Here is a 22,934-nt window from a genome sequence, read left to right on the forward strand (position 1 = left end):
GTAAGCAAGATAATTTTCGATTTTATTTCTGCACACGTTACCGGGAACGATTGCAAAGGCAAAAAGTAAATGTTCGAAATTAAACGAAAGTGTTAAAATGACACAATGTAGTATAATGCAAAATATCCAAAGGTGACTAAAAGCAGCTGATTAAAATTGTACTTTTTCTCTATCGATGATTTTTGAAGCAAAATAAAAAAGCCCGGCTTGCATAAAAGCAGACCGGGCCGACATGAATGAACTATAAAAACCTAGTAACCAGGATTTTGCTTAATTTTCTTATTTTGGTCAATCACCGGCTGCGGGATTGGGTTCATGTACATTTTCTTGGTAAAAACGTGCGGATGGTTTAATCCTACCACTTCATACACCCACTTTCCTTTGTTATCATTCGGCGATGAGTTTGTGATTTTCATACCATGGAAATCTTTGTTCATCACATCCTCGGCAATCACCCAGCGGATAATGTCGTAGAATCGTTTTGTTTCAAAGCACAACTCTACGCGGCGTTCGCGGCGAATGGCCTGGCGCATGGTTTCCTTGGTCAGTCCGGCGGCCAGTTCAGGCAAATTGGACCTTTTGCGGATCGCATTAACAGCGGCATAAACTGAGGCGTCTGGTCCGGCGGCTTCGTTTTGCGCTTCCGCATAATTCAACAGCACTTCGGCGTAACGATAATAAACGAAGTTCTGCCCGCTTTGCGCGCCACCGCGGGGTTTCAGCGGGTTGATTTTCTTTTTGAAATAATAACCTGTGTTACCCACGTCGTCCGTTCCGAAATCGATCTGATTTTTGGAAGGCCTAACCTTATCAATGCGCGTATAAATGGTGTCCACTTTTGCCATCCAATCCTGCTTATAAGGTGCGCCGTCGTACACGATGAAGTCATAAAAGCGCTTCTCGCGGTTCACATAAGGCTTTTGCGGATCGTAACCGGAAGTTGGGTCGGTAATGGGCTTTCCATTGGCCATCGCAAACTGGTCGACCAATTCCTGCGTCGGACAATAGTTACCCCAGGTGTAATATACGCCGTCGATCCAAACCGGGCCGCCGTACTGCTCGTAATTGGAACCCATGATCACAGGCACGATCTGGCGATCCCAGATGATTTCTGAATTGTATTCATTTTTTTCCCACCAAAGCGCAGACACGTCCGAAAACAGCGCATACTGACCGCCAAAAGTATCCATGAACTTCTTATTGGTCGCAGCTGCTTTCTGCCAGCGCTTCGCATCAAAATTTCCGAACGCGATCAGCTTGTTAGGATCGGCGCCTGATGGCGGCGTGGCCGTATTAAATGCCGGACTGGCCGCATACAGTTCCAGCCAGCCTTTCAACGCGAGCGCAGCACCCAACGTAGCGCGGCCTGCATCGGCCTCGCCGGCATTGTATTTCGCGGGCAGCAGCTTGTTGGTCACGATCTGATCCAGTTCCGTAGTAATGAAATTGAATGTTTCTTCAAACGTACTGCGCTCATTATAAAGCTCTTCTTCACTCATTTTGTTCCGATCCAACGTTGCTGTAATGATCGGCAGACCGCCCAGGTGCATAAAAAGCTCACTGTAATAATAGGCACGCAAGAACCGCACTTCATCCGTGCGCTTCTTGATATAAGCCTCGGAAAAATTAGCCGCGTTTTCGGTTATTTTCTCGATGAACAAATTACACTTCCTGATTTTGGTAAAGCCTGCTCCCCAGGACGCATAATCCGTTGCATTGGCATTGGCGTGGTCCATGGGCGTTCCCTGGTTCACGGCCGGGTCCACGATCCCCTGGCGCCAACTATATGATTTCCAGTAAAAACCGGCATCATTGTCGTCGGTAAAATTGTCCAGGTTATCCGGCGAATTCCATTTGTTGGAAAGCGCGCTGTAAATGTCGTTCAGGAAAAGATCGGCGTTGCCTTCGGAAGCCCACTGAATGTCGTCGGTAAGCCTGCTTTTGATCTGATTGTCCAGGAAATCTTCCTTACACGATGTAGTAAGGCACATTCCGAGCGCTGCGGCAAAAATGATTTGTTTGATATTTTTCATAATACGATTATCCATTTTTTGAAATCAGAATGTCACATTTAATCCGAACACATACACTTTTTGATTCGGATAAGCCGTCTCACGATCGGTCGCTCCCACTTCCGGGTCCATAAACTTCATCTTGCTGGCTGTAAACAAGTTCTGGCCGGAAGCGTAAACCCGCACATTCTGGATTTTGATGGATTTAGTGAGGCTTGCCGGAAGCGTGTAGCCAATGATGGCCGTTTTCAAGCGGATATGGTTCGTGTTCTGCATCCAGAAATCCGAGAGCTGCGTGTTGTTTGCATAAGGCGCCTGGTTTGCGCGTGGGTAACGGGCGTCCTGGGTTTGCGGCGTCCAGCGGTTGTCGTAATATTCGTAGCTGGAATTACTGTTGTTGTTATTGAACGGAATGGTCTGGAACTGGCGGATATCCAGGTCAGCCATGGACGATCCCTGGAAAAACAGGTTTGCGTCGAATCCTTTCCAGCTTGCCGTAGCATTCAATCCGTAGGTCAGGAACGGGTAAACCGGGTTGCCAATCACCGTTTCATCATTGGAATCAATCTTTCCGTCGGGCGTGCCGTTCGGTCCGCTGATGTCGGCATAGCGAATGTCACCAGGGCGTAGCGTGCCAAATTGCGTAATGTTGTAACCGTCGGCCGCATTGATCAGGCCATCGTCATTGGTGTCGTCTTCCGTGCTGAAAATGCCCATAGTTTCGTAGCCAAATTGCGTTCCAAGCGGGCGGCCGGTGCGGCTGCGGTTGGGATTGTTGCGCGTGGCAGCCGTTTCGTAAACCTTGATCATTTTGTTTTTGGCAAAGCTTACATTGGCATTCAGGCCCAGACGCAGGCCATTAGCCAGACGGTGATTTGTGCCCGCACTTACTTCAAAACCATTATTTTCCATAATCCCGCCGTTTTCATCCGCGAGTGCCAGGCCATATTCAACCGGCACGCTTACCGCTGGTGGCAGCAGCATGCCCGTGCGTTTTTCATGGAAATAATCTGCTTCCAATGTTAGCATTCCGCGCCAGAATGCGGCTTCAATCCCAATGTCTGTTTTAGTAGAAATTTCCCAGGTAATGTTCTGATTGGCCTCATTGGGAACAATTGCACCCTGCACCATCGAACCGGTTCCGAAAGCATACGCGTTGCCGTTGAGGTTATAACCCGTCAGATATTGAAAAGCCGTTCCGGCCAGGTTACCCGATTTCCCCCACGATCCGCGCACTTTCAGGTTGTCCACCCAGCTCACGGAATTTTTGAGAAAACTTTCTTCTGAAACCACCCAGCCCGCTGAGAATGCGGGGAAGTAACCCCATCTTTTTCCCGGCGCAAAATAATAATGTCCATCATAACGGCCTGATGCTTCCAGCAAATATTTGCCCGCATAAGCATAGCCTACGCGATACACATAACCGATCTGACTGCCGGTCGACGAGGTGCCGCCGTTGTCGAAATCATTCTTGTTTGAGCTCCCCATATTCAGCTCATCCACGTCCACCGCGAAGTTGTTGCGACGCGCCGAGAAAAGCTCATAAGTGTTATTCCTGGCTTCCGCAACCAGCAATCCGGTGAAGTCATGCTTGCCGAAAGTGTTGTGATAATTAAGGTAACCCTGGTATGTAAACGTTTGCGTTTTGATAAACTGCTGGGCAAGCCAGGAGAATGCTGCCGCGCCGCCTTCGGATGTTGAAATCTCCCTTTTGTAAGAGTAAGGCGTGGTGTTCAGATCCTGGGTGTAATAATAGAAAGGCTTGTGATATCCTTTCTTGGTCCGTGTTATTGGATCGTAGCTGAATGTTCCTTTTACGCTTAGCCCTTTGATAAACGGCAGCTTTTGTTCAATGGCAATCGTTGTCAGCAGTGTCGAGTTATTGTTTTTGGTATAACCCGCATTCAAAATCCCCACCGGCGAGTTTCCTGCAAATTCTCCCCACAAACCATTGCTGTAATAAAGACTGCGCGTCGGAATGTATTTGAAACCATTGCGGAAAAGGTTAGCAGCAGAAACAGCCGTGTCCACAGAAGAAACACGCTCCACCGCTCCTATGAGCGAAAGGGAAACAGTCGTGGTTTTTGTTGCCTCCGCGGTAATATTAATGTTATAGCTGTAACGTGAATATTTCACGGGATCAAACATTCCGTTTTGTTTCAGGAAGCCAAGGCCGGTTTGATATTTGATCCGGTCCGATCCGCCACTGAGCTGCAATGCGTAATTCTGCATGGGTGCATTCATGTTCACGAGATCCTTGGTGTTGCTGATCGGGTATTTGTCGGGATCTTCGCGGTTGAGATTAATGTAATTTTCAACCACATCAGTTGCAAATGGCAGCTGTGTCCCGTTCGGGTTTTCGTTCAGATATGCTTCGTTTTTGAGTCGCATATAGTCTTGTGCGCTCAATAGCTTGGGATAATAGGTTGGCGTTTGGGTTCCGTAGTAACTGCTCAATGTTAATGTTGGAGCGCCAGTTGCGCCTTTTTTCGTCGTAATGAGCAACACGCCGTTCGCACCGCCCAGGCCGTAGGGCGCCACCGCGGCTGCATCTTTCAAAACGGTTACTGTTTCAATAGAACCCGGATCGATCTGGTTTATATTATCCCGGATAATCCCGTCCACAACAACCAGCGGGCGGTTATTTCCAGTTGTTCCAATCCCGCGAATGTATATCTGAGGCGAGTCGTTTCCCGGCTGTCCGCCATTGGGCCGCATGCTTACGCCGGCAACCCTTCCTGCGATGGAGTTGGAAATGTTAGGGACCGGATTTTCCGCAATCTCACTTCCCTTCACCGATGCGATCGAGCCTGTTAATGTCGATTTCTTCTGCGTTCCATAACCCACAACCACCACTTCGTCCAGTGCTTTCGTATCCAGAACCAGATCCACTTTAAGGTCCGTAGCATTGCCAACGGTCACTTCCTGAGACAGATAGCCCACAAATGAAAAAATCAACACCGCATTGCCATCAGGAACATCAATTTGAAAATTACCCGAGACATCGGTCGTTGTTCCTCTTTGGGTTCCTTTCAAAATAATGCTTACACCCGGCAAAGGCTCGTTGGTTTCGGGCGTCTTAACCGTTCCTCTTACCGTGATATCCGCTGCGACCGGCGTTACTTCCGGCTCTTCAGGGGTTTGCAGCGAAGTCGCTTTTTTAGTTGACCGGGACAAAAGGATCTGGTTGTTTTTGACACGGTAAGCAATGGCCAGCGGCGTCAGCAGGCGGTCGAGCACTGCGTCGAGCTTTTCTTTGCGGGCATCAATGCTCACGATATGCTGCAAGCTCACCAGGTTGCTCGAATAGGCGAATTTCACCTTCGTTTCGTTCTCGATTTTTATCAATGCCTCATTCAAAGTCACATTCTTCAGTTCCAGCGTCACCCCTTTGTTGAGGAGTTCCTGGGCCGGTGAATTATGCGCAAAGGCCATTGCCGAGCACAGGCCGATACATAATAATTGGTAGATCGTCAGTCGCATGATTTTGGGTAGCAATCCATGCCGTGGATGAAAATGTTTTTTCATAAGTTTACATTGAATTGGTTAAAATGTTAGCAATAACTATCCTGCTTAACTGCCTCCGGGCGAGTTAATGAACCGCATGTTCTGGGATACTTCTTAATCAGTTCGGATCAGGGGTGTTGCACCACTCCTGATCTGTTTTCTGACTAAAAGCTGTTGGTAGGGATGGCTTTCAGGTGATCATCGGATATTCCGGTTTTGGTTAAAATTCATGTAGTTCATCGGGCAAGTCGGAAATGCCTGTTTTAATGACAGCCTTCACCGCCAAACGTAATTTTTTCTCCCTCTATCTGGTAAGTCGTTCCTAACAAAGCATCAATCATATCCAGGATCTCGGGAAGCCGCTGGTTATTAAAATCCACTTTCAGACGGCACTTTTTAATCTGCGGGTCTTTGAATTCAATGTTAACCTTAAAGATCTTTTCCAACCGTTCGGCCACTTCGTCCATCGGCACTTCGTCGAAAACCAGGGAGACGCTTTGCCAGATTTCCTTCGTTTCCCGATTTTCAGGCAATGTTTTCACCGTTAATGCATCGCTGTTTTTGGCAAAAACCACCTGCTGTGCGGGACGCAGAACCACCGGCTTTTTCTCTTTCAAAGATTCCACTTCCACCATGCCCGTCACCACCGTAACCTGGCAAGTTGCTTCGCCTGCATTGGCACGCAAATTAAAACTGGTCCCTAAAACCCGGGTTTTCATTTCGCCCGAAAAGATCTCGAACGGATGCAGCTTGTCGGGCTTTACATCAAAAAATCCTTCACCTGAAAAACGCACTTTTCGTTGCTTAAATGCTCTCGCATAGGACAATGTCGCCCCTGGACTCAGCCAAACCGTCGTGCTGTCGGGCAGCGTGTAGCGGTTCACTTTTTTCTCATTATTTTCGAAACTTACCCAATCAGAAACCTGTGCATTCGTTTCGGAAACCGTTTTATCTGGTTTGAAATAGAAATAATAAGCAATGCCCAGGCCAACAAACAACACAGCCGCAACCCGGAGCGCATATGTCCGGAACACCGCCACCGGAGCAGGCCGCAAATGTGTTTTTTCCTCCTCCGCGATGCGCACCTGAATGCGGTTGTACAGGTTTTCTTCCTCAACACCAGTCCAGAGCTCGGGATGCCCGGCGTCCAGACTTTGATACCAGTCGTTCACTTCCTGGCTTTCCGCATCGCTGCATGTGCCGGTCAGGTATTTTCTTAAAATCTCAGATGAAGGTTTAGGGTGCTTCATTAGGTGTAGGTTTTACACTTATTAATAGGTTTCAATAGTACAGTCTATGAAATGCTGGCGCAACCCTTAGTTCGAATGTAAATTTTTTTTTAAAAAATAGGATAAGTCAAATTAATGGAAGAAAAAGCACGGCAAATGCGATGTAATCTTTCATTTCTACGCGCAGGATTTTGAGCGCCTTGCTGATATGCGCTTCCACGGTTTTCTCGGAAATTTCCATAGAAGCGGCGATTTCTTTGAGGGAATAGCCTTTTCGGCTCAGGATAAAAACTTCGCGGCATTTCTGCGGAAGTTTGAGCAGCGATTGCTCGTAAAATTCATGGAGATTATTGAATTCCAGATATTCACTCGTATCATTATCGAGCACTTCTTCTTCATCCAGGAATGCGGTCGTTCTCTTTTTCTGCTCCTGGTGGAAATAGTTGATAATGTTGTTTTTCAACATCCCATTCAGGTAAGCCTGGATATTTTTTTGAATGTCGAACTTGTTCCTGCCGAGCCAGAATTTCAAAAAAGTCTCCTGAACCAGGTCTTCGGCAATAGATTTCAGCCCCGTCTTCCTTATAGCAATATGAACGAGGAGCCGCGCGTGACGCCTGTAAAGCTCGCGAAACGCCAGTTCTTCGTCACATTGACAAATCAATTTCATCAATGTTTCTTCGGAATAAGTGCTGTACACGTCTGTCACCGCTCTTTTCAGGATTATTGAATGTGAAGTTACCCAAGCTGCATAAGCGCAAAAGCATGCGTTTCATCTTATATAATGTTAAAAAAGGTAAAAATTAGTCCTATGTCAAAATTCCCAAATTCACCGCATCGCACTTCTGCGGCCAAGTGGATGACTTGCTGCTTGTTATCTGTAAGTTACATCGCAGCCGCACAACAGCAAGCGGCGAACCGCCCGACAATGGTTGCCGGTTTTCCAGTCAATTATTCGGAGGATTCGGTGGGCACTTACACCCTCCCCGATCCGCTGAAAACCAATGACGGACAAAAAGTGACCAGCGCGGAGGTCTGGACTAAAAAGCGCAGGCCTGAAATTGTAAAGCTGTTTGAAGAATCACAGTTTGGCAAAATGCCCGGTCGTCCGACGGACATGCATTTCAATGTTTTTGATAAAGAAACGCCTGCACTGAATGGGAAAGCGACACGCAAGCAGGTTACGGTTTATTTTACCAAAGACACTGCGGACCATAAAATGAACCTGGTGATTTACACACCCGCTGCTGCAACCAAGCCTGTCCCTTTGCTGATGAACATTTCGTTTATCGCTTATAATCAACTTATTGACGATCCGGGTTTAATGGTTGGTAATGTATGGAACAAGGAAGGTCAGCGTGTGAAAGCGGATAAGCCTACGCCATTCGGGAAGATGAATGTGGAGCAATTTATCGATGCCGGTTTTGGGTTTGCCACCGTGTATTATGGTGATATTGAACCTGATTTCAAAGACGGCATTAAGCACGGGATCCGCAGTCTTTATTTAAAACCCGGACAAACACAGACCGCACCCGACGAGTGGGGCGCTATTGCTGCCTGGGGTTGGGGACTGAGCCGCGCTATGGATTATTTTGAAACGGATAAATCCATTGACAGCAAGCGTGTTGCATTGCAAGGTGCTTCTCGTTTGGGAAAAACAGTGCTGTGGGCTGGTGCGCATGACCCGAGATACAAGGTCATTATTGCCAGCATTTCGGGCGAAGGCGGCGCCGCGCTGAGCAGGCGAAATTATGGCGAAACAATCCAGCATATTTCGGATCCAAGCCGATATTTGTATCAATTCGCCCCGAAATATCATGACTATGCAGCCAATGTAAACAGCTTACCCGTTGATGGACATATGCTTGTGGCCTTAATCGCCCCCCGACCATTGCTGCTGCAAACAGGCAGCACGGATTACTGGTCGGATCCGAAGGGTGAGTTTTTAGCTGCTGTTGCGGCCGCTCCTGTCTACAAATTATTTAAGGAAAAAGGCCCTGAAACAGCGGTTATGCCAGCTGCGGGTGACACCTCACTACTCATGAACGAGCTCGGTTATTTCATGCACGACGGTGGACACAGTGTGCTTCCGGTCGATTGGACACACATTATTTCATATATGAAAAAATACTTGTAAATGACTGGTAATCATTTTGTGTTTAATGCTCTTTTGATAAAACCACCCAGGAAACTGGCGACGAATGTGAGGATCAGCGAACCGTAAAGGCTGAAATTTTCGAGTTCCTGCTGAGCGGTGTTTTCAGGTAAGTGGGTGAATAGAAAGTAGCCTGTCAGAATGAGAATACATTGTAATAACGCCAGAAACCAGCCCTTGCGCGGCTCCACGAATCCGAGAATAACAGCGCAGAGCACGGCAACAATGTAAGGTAAATGAATGCTCTCCGCGCTTTTAATGACAGCGACGACAATAGCGCTGGCAAAAAGCACGGTGAACGAGCTGACAATCAGTTTTTTATCAAAAAAAGAAGCTTTTGTGTTCATGTGAATTACTATTGCATTAATTCGAGGACATTATACCGCTTGTTTTCGAGATTTTTATTTAAAATCAAATCAATAATCTGCCGGACGCCAGCCGCATAGGACGTATGCCCAAGGACTTTCGTTTCAATGGTCAATGAATCGTTTCCATCTTGAATAACGATTTTATGATAGGCATGTTTACCAAGAAACTCATCCGGAATGCCGATTTCAGCCGATTGCGTTTCCCGATCTCTTACAGAAATAATCTTCTCAACAGGAAAGCCAAGTGAATCAGCAATATGAAAAGCAGTTCCCGGCTCAGTTTGTTTGGCCGACTGGTGCGACTCTGTGATTGCGATTTGGTAATCCTTAAATTGTTTCCCAAACTGCCCCAGCATGCCCATGGTTTTGAGCATTAAGATGGAGGTGTTCGGGCAAATGATGATTGGAAAATCGGGTGTAAAATGTTCGGTATCCAGACCTGTCGAAAGCTCAATGAACTTTGAACCGGTTCGCTGACAGAACATTACACATTCAGCAATCTGTCGCCCGGAACCGCAGTGCAGGATTATTGCTTGTTCTTTTGAATGCTGAAATGCATTTTCCCAGGGAATCAGCTCGCAGTTGTTAAATGTTGTTTTGGCCGAAAGAATTGCACTCGCCAACTTACCCGAACCAACAACAAACACTTTCATTTCCTGCGAACATTTTTACTTTAAACTTTACCATTACCGAACAATGAGCATATTATTCCGGCAGCGAATATTCAGAAGAAATGGGCAGGAATGCAAATCAGCAGCTCCCTATCCATCTTTTTCTGTGTTTTTGATCTTCATCAGGAGTGCATAAGCATTCTTAACAACCAGCTTGGTGCTATCATCAATGCCGGCTGCTTCTATTTGCTGCTTGCCGTGGTTAATGACGCCTGGTTTTACATGGATCATTTCGAAGTTGCCGCTGCCGTTGTCGGTGAAAACGTAGAATTTATTTTCCCAGCGCACGAGCGCGTCCTCGGGCACAGTGAGCGCTTTCTTGCTGGTCACGGAGACTTCACCGTTCATAAACATGCCTGGAACGAGCGATGCATTGTATTTCTCGAAATGGCAATGCACTTCCGCCATTCTGTCCTGGTCGAGGCTTTTGGTGATCAGAATAATCTCGGCCTGGAATTTCCTCGCTGGATCACCATTGGTGAAAGCGGTTACACGCTGGCCTACCGATAATGCACTAAGATCTTTTTCAAACACATTCAGAACCAGATGGATATCATTCGGATTGACAAGCTCGAAAAGCATGTCCGTCGGCGCGGTGTACTTGCCTACATTGACATTGACTTTCGAGACAAAACCATTGATGGGCGACTTAATAGGCACGCTTTTCGAGATCTTATCCGCTTTAAGTTTAGCCGGGTCAATGCCGATCACTTCCAGTTTTTGTCCCAATGCGCTGGCTAGTATGCGCTGGGTTTCCATTTCTGCCCTGGCCTGCTGAAAAACCCGGTCGCTGCTGGCTTTGCTGGCATTCAGGTCGCGCTGGCGGTTGAATTCGGATTCTGCCAGGAGTAACTTTTCCTTGGCAGTCAGGTAATCCTGTTGGAGCTGGATGAACTGCATATCCTCTAACTCGGCCAAAACCTCACCCTTGCGTACATGCATGCCAGGGAGCATTTTGGTGGATTTTAAGTAGCCGCCGACCGGAAAACTGAGGCTTATGGTGCTCTGCGGCGGCACGTCGATTTTCCCCTGCAGCGACAGCACGCCGCTGATGTTTTCAAATGCTGGCGTACCCACTTCTATGCCCACGCTTTTCTGCTGGGCGTCGCTGATGGAGACCATTTGCTCGGTTTGCGCGGAGTCCGAAGCTGGGCTTTCCGGCTGATCGGTTTCTTTTGACTTCTCGTCCGCGCAGGAAAACAGCAGCAGCACGCCGAGACAAATAACAATGTGATTTTTCATTTGAATGCTTTATAAGTTGTTCAGTTTCAACCACTCGATGACAGCCAGATTATAGCTGTTCAGCGCATTGATATATTCATTTTTAATCGTGATCGCCTGGTCGGCGACGATGGCCCATTGCAGAAAATCAATGTCTCCTTCCTGAAACTGCTGGTCGGCGGTGGTGATGATTACGTCAGCGTTTTTCAGGCCCTGTCCTTCATAATATTGCAGGCTCTGCTGGTATTTTCTGATCTGCTGACTGGCGTTATCCAGTTCATTTCGAAGTCTTAAACTGATCAGATCAGACTGTTTTTGATTCCTTTCCCAATCCAGCTTCGCAGCCGCTACGCGTGCATTCTGTGCTTTGAAAAACAGCGGAATGCCAATGCCCGCGCTGACATAGCTAAACCTTTTGCCAGCACCATAAGTTAGCTCCCGGCCACGCACAACCTGCTGACCGATCAGCGTTTGATTGTTGTATCCAATGGTCAAGTCAGGAAGCAGTTTCGATTTCTCCGTTTGCCAGCGATATCGGGCTGCATCCTGCTGATAGCGAGCCAATTCCATCAATGGTAGCTCGTGAATCGCCGCAGAATCGGGTGTGAGCAGCGGATCGCTGATCTTGGGCCGATCCACTTTTGGTAAATAGGTTTTTGAATCCTGCACAAAAAAGTTGAACTGCCTCACAGCAATTTCCAGGTCATTATTTATCAGATTTAACTGATTGGTAATCTGCTGCCTGCGTGATTCGGCGGCGGTTTTTTCCAGAACATTAGCAGCCCCTTTTTCAAAGCGTAAATTGGATTTTGTTTCAAACAACCTGTAAATGCTGTCCGCATAAACGAGTAATCGCCTGCGCTCGGTGAGCGAAATGTATTCGAAAAACAGTTGACGCACATTCGCTCGGATTTCCTGTTCCGTAAGCTTCGTATTAGCCCTGGAAGCCAGGAAGTTCGCTTCCAATAATTTCCGCTGATTTGCATAAACGCCAGGAAAATTGAATGTCTGGCTAATGCCGATCCGGTTATCATTGTTAATGCTGTTCACTTTTCCATAGTCCGCGCTGATGTTCGTTTTGCCAATGTCAAACGAACTGGATTGCAGGCGTTCGCTTGCTTTTTCACCCAGCCGGTCGCTTTTCACCTGCAAGTTTTTTTCCAATGCGATCTTCATGGCGGTATCCAGGTCAATGGGCGTTTGCGTGGTTTGGGAGAAACCGGCATGCACAAAAAGCATTAGCAGCAATGTTAAGGCTGGTTTAAGCACCTTGATTTTAGGCCCTTTATCAAACAACAAATACAAACCCGGCAGCACAAAAAGCGTTAGTAATGTCGCGCTGATCAGCCCGCCGATCACCACCGTCGCCAGCGGCCGCTGCACTTCCGCACCTGCCCCATTGCTCAACGCCATCGGCAAGAAACCCAACGAGGCGACTGCTGCAGTCATTAAAACTGGCCGCAGGCGGTTGCGTGTGCCCGTCATTACCACTTGCCATGCGTCCTGAATAACGCCTTCTTTTCTGATCCTGTTGAACTCGGACAACAGCACAATGCCATTCAGCACCGCGACGCCAAACAATGCAATGAAGCCCACCCCGGCCGAAATGCTGAATGGCATCCCGCGCAAAGCAAGCCCGAAAACGCCTCCAATCGCTGAAAGCGGAATGGCGGTGTAGATCAGCAAGCCATCTTTCACCGAAGAAAAGGCAAAATAAAGCATGATAAATATCAGCAGCAGTGCAACGGGAACGGCGATGACGAGCCGGGCTTTGGCTTGTTGCAAGTTCTCGAATGCGCCGCCATATGTAATGCTGTAACCGGCTTCGAATTTCATTTTCGTATCCACTTTGCCCTGCAACTCCTCCACGATGGACTGCACGTCCCGGCCTCTCACATTGAACCCGACAATGATCCTCCTCCGCGTATTTTCGCGCTGGATCTGGTTCGGGCCTTCTACTTCCTGGATGCTGGCGACCTGATAAAGCGGAATCTGAATGCCTCCCGGCGTGGTGATGAGCAGGTTTTGAACATCATTGATATTTCTGCGACCTTCATTGCCCACCCGCACGACGAGATCGAATTTCTTTTCGCCTTCATAGATCTGTCCTGCGGCGGCTCCCGCGAAAGCGGCATTAATGGTGCGGTTTATGTCATCAATGTTCATGCCGTATTTTGCAATCTCGTCGCGGTTGAATTCGATCACAACCTGTGGCATCCCGGTGACTTTTTCAATGTACCAATCTGCTGTGCCGTCCACAGTCTTGGAAATGCTTCCCAATTGTTCGGCATATGCGGCGAGCTTGTCGAGATCTTCACCAAATATTTTGCAAACCACATCCTGCTTGGCGCCCGTCATCAGCTCGTTGAAACGCATTTGGACAGGATACTGAAATCCGGTTGTGATGCCTGGCATCACTTCCTGCGCAGTAGCGGCCATTTTGCTGGCCAGATCCGGGAAAGTTTTCGCACTTTTCCACTCCGCTTTATCCTTTAAAACAATGATCATGTCGCCGCCTTCAATGGGCATCGGATCGGTCGGGATTTCTGCGCTTCCGATGCGGGACACTATTTTTTCCACCTCTGGATAATCCGCTTTCAGTTTTTCAGAAATGACTTTGAATGCATCAATGGTCGTGCTCAGGTTCGTCCCAACGAGCAAGCGGGTTTCGGTTGCGAAATCGCCTTCTTCGAGCTGCGGGATAAATTCTCCGCCCATTTGCATAAATAAAAACACCGCAAAGCCAAACAATGCAAAGGCCGAAATCACGAGCGTTTTCTTAATCCTTAATGCACCGGATAACAGCCTGGCGTAACCATTTTCCAGACGCGTCATAACACGGTCGGAAAAGTTGGGCTTATGGACGATTTTTTTACTGATCAACAATGCGCTGATCATGGGAATGTAGGTCAGTGATAAGATGAATGCGCCCATCACAGCGAATGCAACGGTCTGTGCCATGGGCTTAAACATTTTGCCTTCAATGCCGGAAAGGGAGAGAATGGGCAAGTAAACGATCAGAATAATAATTTGGCCGAAAACCGCTGCATTCATCATCCGGGAGGCCGAGCCGGTCACTTCCTCATCCATCTCAGCTTGGGAAACGCGTTCTACGTTCAGGTATTTTTTGGAAAAATGCATGTGATGCAAAATGGCTTCCACAATGATCACCGCGCCATCCACGATCAGTCCGAAATCCAGTGCGCCTAAGCTCATCAGGTTGCCGCTCACGCCGAAGAGGTTCATCATCGCAATGGCAAAAAGCATGGATAACGGGATCACCGACGCCACAATTAGCCCGGCACGCAGGTTTCCCAGGAACAGGACCAGTATCAAAACCACAATTAATGCGCCTTCCAAAAGGTTGTGTTCAACCGTCCCAATGGCATTACTAACCATTTTGGTCCGGTCCAGAAAAGGCTCGATCTCCATTCCTTCGGGCAATGTTTTCTGGATTTCGGCCACGCGTAACTTCACGTTTTTAACCACTTCGGAGGAATTCCCACCTTTCAGCATCATGACAATCCCACCCGAAAGCTCGCCTTTGCCTGCCATCGTCAGTGCGCCATAGCGAATGGCCGAACCCAGCCGCACCTCCGCCACATGACTGACCAGCACCGGCGTTCCGTTGCTGTTATTTTTCACAACGATCTTGCGAATGTCGTCCATCGAACCTGCCAGCCCAACACTGCGTATGTACATCACGGTCGGCCCCTTCTCTATATACGCACCGCCCGCATTCTGGTTGTTTCGGCTCAGTGCGGTAAACACATCGCTGATAGAGAGGTTGAACGCTTTTAAGTTTGCCGGGATCACAGCCACTTCATATTGTTTGAGGTCGCCGCCAAAAGTGGAAACATCCGCTACGCCCGGCGTGCCCAGCAGCTGCCTGCGAACGAACCAGTCCTGCGTAGTGCGGAGGTCCGCGAGTGAATATTTTTTCTCGAACCCATCTTTTGGTTTCAATACATATTGGTAAATTTCCCCCAGCCCGGTCGTTGCGGGTGCGAGCTGCGGCGTATTGGCATCCTCGGTTATTTCTACTTGCGAAAGCCTTTCGGTAACCTGCTGGCGCGCCCAGTACACATCGGATTCATCATCAAAAACAATGCTGATGAGCGACAGCCCGAAACGGGACATGCTGCGGCTTTCTTTCAGGCCGGGAATGTTGCTGATCGCCTGTTCGATCGGAAAAGTAATCAAGCGCTCCACGTCTTCGGCGCCTAAGGACGGCGCGGTGGTAATCACCTGCACCTGGTTATTGGTAATGTCGGGAACGGCATCAATGGGTAACCGGGTCACTTCATACGCGCCGTAGACCACCCACAGCAGCATGAATATCCCGATTACCAGTTTGTTCTTCACAGAGAACCGGATAATTCTGTTCAGCATATTGAATCAAAATAAATATATAGCAAATGAGGCCATATGCGCCCTTATGGAGCACAAATGGTGTTTCAGGATCGGATCCTGCGCATTGATATATACTTAAATTCGAGGCGGGCGGAAGAGGGAGCCCAGCGTTGTATTATAAGCGACCTGAGGCTGGTCGGGGCCGTAATCGGCCTTGATAATGGGTTGGGAATTGTGTATGAAAGCAAACCTTTCCTGGGGCGCAAAGAAGAAGAAATTAACATGATGCATTTCAATTTTCTTGAAAGGCAGCTGCATATCTTTTTCATCATCATTATCGTCCAGATCTTCACCCCAGTAATGCATGGAAAGGAAGTCGACGAAGCTTACATTCTGGTCCAAAGATTTGTGTTCGAGAAAATGCCTGATCAGTGACGGCGCTTTCATAACCTGATACAATGATGTTGTATCAAGGATGACAATCGTCAGGAGCATATTTCGGATAAACCTTTTCACGGCTCAAAAATAGCCCCCGACGACTGTAATCACAAGGAAAAAGAATTTTATTGCACCAGCATGCCTACAATGGTCACAATGCTTTTTGCCTCGATAGTAACCGGGCTTCCCGCTGGCACCGACATGGGTTCAAGGTCGGCGGCGGCTGATGTTTTATAGATTTTAAGGTTGGAAAGCTTGTTTGCCTGCAAGTTCAATGCAATTTCGGCTGCTTTGGACTGATCATTGATGATGACCGTTACGAGCTGGTTATCTGTGTTTTTGTAGGCGGAAATTAATAATCCTTCGCTGCCAGACGAAGCCGAAGCTTCTGTCCGAACCGCTCCCGGGCGTACAAAGCGGCTGTAATTGCCCAGTGCCCACAGCATTTTGGAGGACTGATAGTTGCCATCGGTTTTGTTTTTATCAATGTAAATCAGGCCGTCTTTATAGTTATAGGGAGAAATGGCAATCCACCAGTGCCATGCCGAAGCGTTGGCATTCACCAGATCATTATGGATCACTTTGGCGATGTAAATGCCTGCATTTATCCCCAGATCGCGTCCGGAGCCCTGGATCTCGCCTTCGTTATCCCCCAAAATACAATATTCCGACATCCAGTATTTCAGTCCAGGCGTTGTTTGCAGTGCTTTGGCAATTTCCTGCCTTTTTGAGGCAGCCTTGCTGTATGGTGAAGTCGTGAAATAGCTGTGACCGGAAATGGTTTGCGTCAGATTGGGCAGGTTACCGATGTAATCCGGTGATGTTTTATCAAAAAACGCGTGGATCTGATTGCCCCTGCCCTGTTTATTGAACTCGGAATAGAGATAATCGATCTGTCCCGCTTCCGCAATGTCGATTTTGGTTGGCAACTTACTTTTGATCAATGATGCACTCAGCGATCTGGCAATGCCTGCAATCTCGTTGTTGAAAAAAGGGGTCCCTTCCTGTCCGCCATCGCTCCAGTCCCACTGCGGTTCATTCACCGGACTAATGTGGTTGAAAGTGATCCCGGCCTTTTCACGAACGCCGCTCACGACATTGGCCATGAAATCACCGTATTTATCGAAATTTTCAGCTGTCAAATTCGGCTTTCCTGCATTGGCATAACCCTTTTTATTCACTGTAAACTGCACCGGCGGGCTGTTTGGAAACGCAAGGAATTCATTCACACCCCGCTCCTTTGCCGCCTTCAAAAACCAGATCTGCCCGGCTTGCTTGTTCCAGTTATAAGTGCCATCGTCGTTCAGAAACGACTCGGCACGCCGCCATTCATCCTTAATCCCGCTGGCATCGCCCTGCTCAGCCGCCCCCGCACCAATGTTGAAGCGCCATAATGACAATCCTATGCCTTTTGGCTTACCATTACCGAGCGTATCGCCGCTGAACAGCAAATCCGCAATCCCGTTTCGCTTGGCATCCGGCCAGTTACCCACAAACTGGCAAGACCAGGCATCCGACGCGCCGAAATGATCAATGGTCTGAAAAGTTTTGGCAGGGTTAATGGTAACTTTTATGGGCTCCACCTTCCCGCCAGGCCCATTGACAGTACCCGGCGTTGCTGAGGAGCAGGATGTTAGGGTTAATGCAAAGAGAAGGGTTGATAGGAGTTGTTTGGTTGGGTTCAAGGTTTTGTTGGTTTTGATGGTAAGTGGCATTGGTGCTAGCCCTTCGACCGCCCGGCGGCCCGGTTCGCTCAGGGTGACAAGGCGTTGTGCTAGCTGGTGGCCTTTGTGCTAGCCCTTCGACTCCGCTCAGGGTGACAAGCGAGATGTCTTGTCAGCCTGAGCGGACCGGGCCGCCGGGCGGTCGAAGGCACGTGCACGACGTTGCTGCTAGTACTACGCCAATGCAGCCGACGGGCAGCCACGACGTTGCTGCTAGTACTACGCTTAGTACCCAGGGTTCTGTTCCAGCTTATTATTGGAAGCCTGGATTTCGGCTCTTGGGATCGGGAGCCAGTATTGTTTTTCGGAGAATGCTTTTCCGGTTAGGGCTTCTTTTACTTTGTAAGTAAATGCATTGCCGCTTTTACCGATCTCGATGCCATTAGCAGGCGCGTTTTCCGTTTCGTTGGCGATTTTCCATCTGCGGACATCATAGAAGCGGTGCTCTTCGAAGGCTAGCTCGATGCGGCGTTCGTTTCTGATTTTTGTGCGCATCTGCGCCTGGGTTAACCCTGCTTTCAAAACCGGCATCATTACGCCTGGACGTCGTCTTACCGCATTGATGGCTGCATAAACTGATGCATCCGGGCCTACTGCTTCATTTTGCGCTTCGGCGTAGCTGAGCAGAATTTCAGCATAGCGGAAGTAGATCCAGGTTTGTGTTCCTGCGATATCCCATGGGTTGTCGATCGGCAGGGCATCATTCATGAATTTTTTCAGATAATAACCTGTCTTGGAAGTGTTCCAGTTGGACGGGCCGTCCTTGCTGTCTTTCCCGCCCGGTGTAAATGTCTGGATGGTGCTTCCGCGGTAAGTGGCGCCGTTGTAAAGGATTGTTTCGTAAAAACGCGGGTCGCGGCCTTTGTACGGATCCTGCGGATTGTAGCTGGTCCCGGTTTCTGTGATTTTGGTTCCGTCCATCATCTCGTAATCATTTACCAGGTTCTGCACCGGAACGTTTCCGCCCCAGGCATTATAGCTGTTAGGGCCGTTGGCAATTTCCAGGCAAACGTGGCGCGCGCCTTGTGCATAAAGACGACCGAAAATGATCTCTGAATGATCGGCCACAGTGAATATTTTGCCATAACCACCTGTGTATAAGCTATATTTATTCAAATCCATCACTGCTTTGGAAGCCGCGGCAGCTTGTGCCCAGGTTGCAGCATTATACAAAGGGCTTGCACCATAAAGCAACAGTCTCGCTTTCAATGCCATTGCAGCTCCTTTCGTAGCCCGGCCCAGTTTCCACGAGCCGTTATCGTTGTCTTTTGGCAAAAGTGCACTCGCCTCGTCCAGCTGTGCAACCACATATTCAATGCCGGCTTTAATTTCCGAGCGGTCGAAAAGATCCTCGCTTGTCAGATCGTCGTCCAGTTCGTACACTTTATCGCCTAATAAAACCACTTTACCATAATTACGGATCAGGTCATGGTAACGGAATGCGCGAAGGAATTGAAGCTCGCCTTTTAATCTATCCTTTTTACCCTGGCTCATCGGCACCTTGTCCACATTGGCCAAGGCGTAATTGATCTCGCGGATGCTCCTGTAACTTCTGCCCCAGAGCGTTCCTGCAATCCCCGTATTTTCCGGGGCAAGTTGCCCGCGCTGGATCACCCAGGTGTTGTCGTCGTTGTTATAAATGGATTCATCGGTAAGCGATGACCACATTGCGTATTCAAACCCGCGCCCGAAGCCTGGCAATGTGCCTTCTGCTTCTTTGTCGGTAAGACGTGCACCCATGTAACGGTTAATCACAAAGGCCTCAAAAAGAACCGAGTCGGATAAAATGGATGCATCTGAAACCCGGTCCGTAGGAACCACATCCAGGAAATTCTCCTGACAAGCTACAACCGCCAGCCCGCACACTCCGCAGATGGCCGTAATGAGTATATTTTTTATTTGCTTTATCATTTCAGTATTCATTAAAACTTAATGTTCAAACCCAGGTTCAAGATCCTCTGCTGCGGATAAAATTGTCCGCTGTTGCTGTTCCCTTCCGGGTCGTAATCTTTCACGCCAGTGATGGTGAAGAGGTTAAATGCGCTGGCGTAAATTCTAAGGGAGGCGATCTTAATTTTCGACAATGCTTCTTTTGGCAATGTAAAACCAACTTCAATGTTTTTCAGGCGGACGAATGATGCATTGTCAAGCCAGAAAGTGTTGGCGTAAAGCCCTCCGTTGATCGATGATGAGGCGCGCGTATCAACCCTTGGGTAAGATCCTTCCGGGTTTGTCGGGCTCCAACGGTTGTCTGCCCAGCTGCTGTAAAAGTTTCCGACTTGTCCCGACTCCGGAAGCACATACTGGCTCACCATGCCTTGCCCTGCGAAAACAATGGATGCGTCAAATGCTTTGTAACCGCCATTCAGCACCAAGCCGTATGTAAGCAAAGGCACATTTCCGTAAGGTGTCCGGGTCTGGTCGTCAGCTGTGATCTCGCCGTCGCCGTTGTAATCTTCCAGGATCAGGTCGCCCAGTTGCGCGCCTTTGAGGTGCGGATAGGCGTCAAGGTCTGCCTGGGTGCGGAAAATTCCAATTGAATTATACAGCAGGTTGGTGTAAAGCGGACCGCCTGTCTGACGCTGGTAATCCAATGTTCCCGGCGCTTCATCTATAAACACAACCTTACTTTTTGCATAGGTCATATTTCCTGAAATGTTGTAGCGGAATGTTCCCGAGTGGTTATAGCCCAATGTGGCTTCGAAACCTGAGCTATTCACCTTTCCGATGTTCTGATCCGGCACCAATGGTGTGTTATCATTGGTCTTAAACGGGTTCACAATTCCCGATGTGTTTGGGATAGAAGCATTTCTGGCCGCAAGGATATCCGACCTTTTTTGCTGAAAATAAATAACTTCCAGATTGAAGTTTTTCAGGAAAACCGCATTAAGACCGATGTCCATTTTCTTTGCTACTTCCCAGGTAATGTTCGGGTTAGCCAGTTTGGTCAGGTCAATTCCCGGCGTGATCACAGTTGAGCCAAGCACATACTGGTTCACGAAAGAGTAATTGTTGTAATATTGGAACTGGCCCACATTATCATTTCCCAGCGAACCATACGAAGCACGGATTTTCAGGTCATTGATAAAACTGACACTGTTTTTAAACCAATCCTCTTCCGAAATACGGTAACCTGCTGATATTGAGGGGAAAAACCCATACTGCTTGCCTTTGGGGAATACAGACGATCCATCGATCCGAGCCTGCACTTCGGCCAGGTATTTTTCGCTGAAATTGTAAGCAATGCGGCCGATGACGCTTTTACGGGTGAAATTGTAGCTGCTTCCCGAGTTATTCTTGTCTGTGGCCGCTGCACCACCCTGAGAAAGTTCGGGCGTGGAAACAGTTGGATAGTTGATACGGGATGCGTCGAATTTTACTTCATTACGCTTGTTCTGCTCGTAAGCCACAAATGCGTTCACATTATGATTACCGAATTGCCTCAAAAAGCTCATCCGGATATTTTGCGTCACATTGGTAATGTTCGCCTGTGATTGGGTAAGGGACGCCGCCCCTGCCGAGCCGCCTGTTACCACGGAACTGTAAGCACCCGTGTCGCCATTGTAGTTATAGAGCGTGTAAGGCGTGCTGAAATTCTTGGAAAAATTGAAAGATTTGTCCACTGAGAAAAATCCGTCAACTGACAAGCCCTCAACAAAAGGCAGGTCGTAACTTCCGCGAAGTATCCCGTTGAATACGGAAGTCGGGTTGTTGATCGTTCCGCCCATATCCGTTCCCAGCACGACCGGATTGCTGTTTTCTACGCCGGTAGAGTAATTTCCGTTCGGATAGCGCGAGATTACGGTTGGGTAAGCGCGGTAAATGGAGCGGAAGGTGTTTCCAGCGGTAGAAATCGGGAACTGCCTATTTTCTTGACGACCTGACAATGAGAGGCCTACTTTGAAATCCTTAGTAACGTTGGCGTCAATGTTCGAGCGAAAGTTGTATTGCTTGTATTTCGTGGCGCCATTTTTATACAAACCATCCTGATAAATCGTCCCAAGCGACACGTAATATTTCACATTCTCCGTGCCTCCGTTAATACCCAGATTGTGTTGGTTTTGCAATGCAAACTTATTTAAGGTCTCTTTTTGCCAATCCGTGTTTGGGTAATTCAATGGATCTGAACCGTTTCTGAACTTCTCGATTTCTTCGGCTGTGTAAAACTGGTTCATGCCACCAGCGGGATTGTTGTAGTAATCAATTTCGTTCAAAATTGTCGCGTATGTTGGTGCATCAGCCAGTTTTGGCAATCTTGTGGGCGATGAAAAGCCCTGATTGAAACTATATGAAATGACCGGTTTGCCCGTTGTTCCTCTTTTTGTTGTAACCAGGATAACACCGTTCGCAGCGCGGCTTCCATAAACCGCCGCAGAAGCGTCTTTCAGGATGGAAATGCTCTCGATATCGTTTGGATCGAGACGTTCCAAGCCGCCCACCTGGCCGGGGATTCCGTCCACAACGACAAGCACATCGCTGTTTCCTGTTGATGCGAAACCGCGGATTGTATAGCTGGAACCGTCATAACCAGGTTCCCCGCCCCTGTTGTTCGCAACAAAACCCGAGAACCGGCCTGCCAGTGAGTTGGAGAGATTGGGCTGCGGACTTTTAACAATGTCAGCACCTTTCACTTCGGAAACTGAGCCTGTTAAGGTTGCCTTTTTCTGCGTTCCGTATCCAACAACCACAATTTCCTGCAATGTTTTGTCATTGGTTGCAAGCTTCACGTCGATCTCACTGCGGTTCGCTACGGCAACTTCCTGATTGATATACCCGATGTAAGTGAATACAAGCGTTCCGTTCGGGTCCGAAATGGTAAGTGAATATTTACCGTCTGCATCTGTTGTAGTGCCTGTTGAGGTGCCTTTCAGGATCACGCTAGCGCCGGGAAGGTTATCACCGTTGTCCGCAGTGACAGTTCCTTTTACCACAAATGCGGTTTGCGCGACGGCGGTCTGCGCGACTGCGGTCTGCGCGACTGCACACAGTGAAATCACTGCCAGTAAAAAAGTCAGCCCTGCATGCCGCCATAGTTTGGCCCCGGTTCCATTAAGCGTCCCAGGCAAAGCCCACCAGCTTCGAAAAGATTTCTTCATAAATCAATGGTTAAATAATTAAGGTAATTGGTGTTTGTCTATTAAAGCCGGAGCAAAAAAGAGCCGTCCACTTTTATAAATTGACCAATCAAAAGTATGATTATTTGTATTTGGAAGGCAGGGGGCATTTTCACATTAAGAAGGGGGTAATTCAATAAAA

The 22,934-nt window shown here is 48.3% G+C and carries 13 protein-coding genes; 1 reads left to right on the top strand and 12 read right to left on the bottom strand.

All coding sequences use genetic code 11. From position 1 onward, the window contains the following. Positions 1 to 251 precede the first annotated feature (251 nt). The 4 genes from MUK70_RS09800 to MUK70_RS09815 form a co-directional block, all read right to left on the bottom strand. Entirely contained in the window at positions 252 to 2,033 is a 1,782-nt protein-coding gene (locus MUK70_RS09800; protein WP_234656352.1) for a RagB/SusD family nutrient uptake outer membrane protein, read from the bottom strand. 24 nt (positions 2,034 to 2,057) lie between these two features. Beyond that, complete coding sequence (locus MUK70_RS09805) at positions 2,058 to 5,540, bottom strand: TonB-dependent receptor (RefSeq protein WP_234656351.1); 3,483 nt, start codon at positions 5,538 to 5,540, stop codon at positions 2,058 to 2,060. Positions 5,541 to 5,782: 242 nt separating this feature from the next. Then, on the bottom strand, positions 5,783 to 6,769 hold the full coding sequence (locus MUK70_RS09810; RefSeq protein ID WP_234656350.1) for a FecR family protein: 987 nt from the start codon (positions 6,767 to 6,769) through the stop codon (positions 5,783 to 5,785). A 106-nt stretch (positions 6,770 to 6,875) separates the two neighbouring features. Continuing rightward, on the bottom strand, positions 6,876 to 7,418 hold the full coding sequence (locus MUK70_RS09815; protein ID WP_244784783.1) for an RNA polymerase sigma-70 factor: 543 nt from the start codon (positions 7,416 to 7,418) through the stop codon (positions 6,876 to 6,878). Positions 7,419 to 7,559: 141 nt separating this feature from the next. Here MUK70_RS09815 and MUK70_RS09820 point away from each other — a divergent pair, with 141 nt between their 5' ends. Next, positions 7,560 to 8,885 carry a glucuronyl esterase domain-containing protein gene (locus tag MUK70_RS09820; RefSeq protein WP_234656349.1) on the top strand — a complete coding sequence of 442 codons (1,326 nt, stop codon included), beginning with the start codon at positions 7,560 to 7,562 and terminating at the stop codon, positions 8,883 to 8,885. 11 nt (positions 8,886 to 8,896) lie between these two features. Here the strand turns inward: MUK70_RS09820 and MUK70_RS09825 are convergent, their stop codons facing one another. The 8 genes from MUK70_RS09825 to MUK70_RS09860 form a co-directional block, all read right to left on the bottom strand. Next, positions 8,897 to 9,250, bottom strand: a complete 354-nt coding sequence (locus tag MUK70_RS09825; protein ID WP_234656348.1) for a hypothetical protein — start codon at positions 9,248 to 9,250, stop codon at positions 8,897 to 8,899. A gap of 8 nt (positions 9,251 to 9,258) precedes the next feature. Further along, the gene (locus tag MUK70_RS09830) at positions 9,259 to 9,924 is read right to left on the bottom strand and encodes a dihydrodipicolinate reductase C-terminal domain-containing protein (RefSeq protein WP_234656347.1); all 666 of its coding nucleotides are present in this window, start codon (positions 9,922 to 9,924) and stop codon (positions 9,259 to 9,261) included. A 108-nt stretch (positions 9,925 to 10,032) separates the two neighbouring features. Next, a complete protein-coding gene (locus MUK70_RS09835) occupies positions 10,033 to 11,184 on the bottom strand; it encodes an efflux RND transporter periplasmic adaptor subunit (RefSeq protein ID WP_234656346.1) in 1,152 nt (383 codons plus the stop codon). Between the two features lie 9 nt (positions 11,185 to 11,193). After that, positions 11,194 to 15,555, bottom strand: a complete 4,362-nt coding sequence (locus tag MUK70_RS09840; RefSeq protein WP_234656345.1) for a CusA/CzcA family heavy metal efflux RND transporter — start codon at positions 15,553 to 15,555, stop codon at positions 11,194 to 11,196. 96 nt (positions 15,556 to 15,651) lie between these two features. Continuing rightward, positions 15,652 to 16,011, bottom strand: coding sequence for a hypothetical protein (locus tag MUK70_RS09845; RefSeq protein ID WP_234656344.1), 360 nt, complete (start codon positions 16,009 to 16,011; stop codon positions 15,652 to 15,654). 68 nt (positions 16,012 to 16,079) lie between these two features. Next, on the bottom strand, positions 16,080 to 17,669 hold the full coding sequence (locus MUK70_RS09850) for a glycoside hydrolase family 30 protein (RefSeq protein ID WP_234656343.1): 1,590 nt from the start codon (positions 17,667 to 17,669) through the stop codon (positions 16,080 to 16,082). A 234-nt stretch (positions 17,670 to 17,903) separates the two neighbouring features. Further along, positions 17,904 to 19,589, bottom strand: coding sequence for a RagB/SusD family nutrient uptake outer membrane protein (locus tag MUK70_RS09855; protein ID WP_234656342.1), 1,686 nt, complete (start codon positions 19,587 to 19,589; stop codon positions 17,904 to 17,906). A gap of 11 nt (positions 19,590 to 19,600) precedes the next feature. Then, positions 19,601 to 22,774, bottom strand: a complete 3,174-nt coding sequence (locus MUK70_RS09860; protein ID WP_234656341.1) for a SusC/RagA family TonB-linked outer membrane protein — start codon at positions 22,772 to 22,774, stop codon at positions 19,601 to 19,603. Between the last annotated feature and the right edge of the window lie 160 nt (positions 22,775 to 22,934).

It is taken from the genome of Dyadobacter chenwenxiniae, from assembly GCF_022869785.1.
Lineage (GTDB): Bacteria > Bacteroidota > Bacteroidia > Cytophagales > Spirosomataceae > Dyadobacter > Dyadobacter chenwenxiniae.

Excerpts from the sequence above, each read along its gene's own strand:
- MUK70_RS09800 (WP_234656352.1), bottom strand. The coding sequence starts at position 2,033 with ATGAAAAATATCAAACAAATCATTTTTGCCGCAGCGCTCGGAATGTGC.
- MUK70_RS09805 (WP_234656351.1), bottom strand. The coding sequence starts at position 5,540 with ATGAAAAAACATTTTCATCCACGGCATGGATTGCTACCCAAAATCATG.
- MUK70_RS09810 (WP_234656350.1), bottom strand. The coding sequence starts at position 6,769 with ATGAAGCACCCTAAACCTTCATCTGAGATTTTAAGAAAATACCTGACC.
- MUK70_RS09815 (WP_244784783.1), bottom strand. The coding sequence starts at position 7,418 with ATGAAATTGATTTGTCAATGTGACGAAGAACTGGCGTTTCGCGAGCTT.
- MUK70_RS09820 (WP_234656349.1), top strand. The coding sequence starts at position 7,560 with ATGTCAAAATTCCCAAATTCACCGCATCGCACTTCTGCGGCCAAGTGG.
- MUK70_RS09825 (WP_234656348.1), bottom strand. The coding sequence starts at position 9,250 with ATGAACACAAAAGCTTCTTTTTTTGATAAAAAACTGATTGTCAGCTCG.
- MUK70_RS09830 (WP_234656347.1), bottom strand. The coding sequence starts at position 9,924 with ATGAAAGTGTTTGTTGTTGGTTCGGGTAAGTTGGCGAGTGCAATTCTT.
- MUK70_RS09835 (WP_234656346.1), bottom strand. The coding sequence starts at position 11,184 with ATGAAAAATCACATTGTTATTTGTCTCGGCGTGCTGCTGCTGTTTTCC.
- MUK70_RS09840 (WP_234656345.1), bottom strand. The coding sequence starts at position 15,555 with ATGCTGAACAGAATTATCCGGTTCTCTGTGAAGAACAAACTGGTAATC.
- MUK70_RS09845 (WP_234656344.1), bottom strand. The coding sequence starts at position 16,011 with ATGCTCCTGACGATTGTCATCCTTGATACAACATCATTGTATCAGGTT.
- MUK70_RS09850 (WP_234656343.1), bottom strand. The coding sequence starts at position 17,669 with ATGCCACTTACCATCAAAACCAACAAAACCTTGAACCCAACCAAACAA.
- MUK70_RS09855 (WP_234656342.1), bottom strand. The coding sequence starts at position 19,589 with ATGATAAAGCAAATAAAAAATATACTCATTACGGCCATCTGCGGAGTG.
- MUK70_RS09860 (WP_234656341.1), bottom strand. The coding sequence starts at position 22,774 with ATGAAGAAATCTTTTCGAAGCTGGTGGGCTTTGCCTGGGACGCTTAAT.